The sequence below is a fragment of the Massilia sp. 2TAF26 genome (assembly GCF_052115005.1).
Taxonomy (GTDB): Bacteria; Pseudomonadota; Gammaproteobacteria; order Burkholderiales; family Burkholderiaceae_D; genus Telluria.
Genome location: NZ_JBFRFV010000082.1, coordinates 1 through 736, shown reverse-complemented (window position 1 = coordinate 736; position 736 = coordinate 1). Strand labels below are relative to the sequence as shown.

At 60.4% G+C, this 736-nt stretch carries 1 protein-coding gene and 1 pseudogene; both read left to right on the top strand.

What is annotated here, in order from left to right; all coding sequences use genetic code 11:
- Positions 1 to 255, top strand: a pseudogene (locus AB4Z32_RS27505) (hypothetical protein); the annotation flags it as partial.
- Positions 252 to 689, top strand: coding sequence for a D-Ala-D-Ala carboxypeptidase family metallohydrolase (locus tag AB4Z32_RS27500; protein ID WP_442124990.1), 438 nt, complete (start codon positions 252 to 254; stop codon positions 687 to 689). The pseudogene AB4Z32_RS27505 and the gene AB4Z32_RS27500, both read left to right, overlap by 4 nt.
- The last annotated feature ends 47 nt before the right edge of the window (positions 690 to 736 follow it).

The window sequence follows — 736 nt, the reverse complement described above, 5'->3', positions numbered from 1 at the left end:
GTGCTGGTGATCGCGTTGCATGCTTGGTGGCCGACGCTATTTACGTCCGCGAAGGAAATGGCCGTGATGTATGGCATCGATCAGGCTCTCGGCATGCTGTTTGTTTCCGCGCCGATCATGGTTTTAGCAGGGTTGCCAGCGTGGTGGGTACTGGGAGCCATTGTGCTGTGGCTTGAGAAGCGCCGCGGCAAGGATATCGGCGAAATGGCGGAGGATGCAGCCGCGGTCGTCAAAAACGTGCGGAGCGGGCTATGAACCTCTCGGAACACTTCACTCTCGAAGAGATGGTCGCCTCGCAAATTGCGACGCGCCGCCGCCTGGATAATCGCCCAGGTCCACAGGAGCTGGCCAACCTGAAACGCGTGTGTGTGGTACTTGAGGAGGTGCGAGCACTCGTTGGGGCGCCGGTCACCRTCTCCAGCGGCTTCCGCTCGAAAGCGGTCAACCAGGCTGTGGGCGGCGCCGCGAACAGCGCACACTTGCTGGGATTGGCCGCCGACATCAATGTGCCGGGCATGGCCCCGAAGGCGCTGGCCAAGATGATCCTGGCCAGCAATATCCTGTTCGACCAGCTGATCTATGAAGGCACTTGGGTGCACATCGGCCTGTCGGAAGACAAGCCGCGCCGCGAGGTGCTGACGGCGAACTTCAATCCTGGCGGTGTGGTCTATTCGCGGGGGATTGCATGATGTTCATGGCTACGTTGTCACGTTACAAGCTGGTCGCCGAGATCATC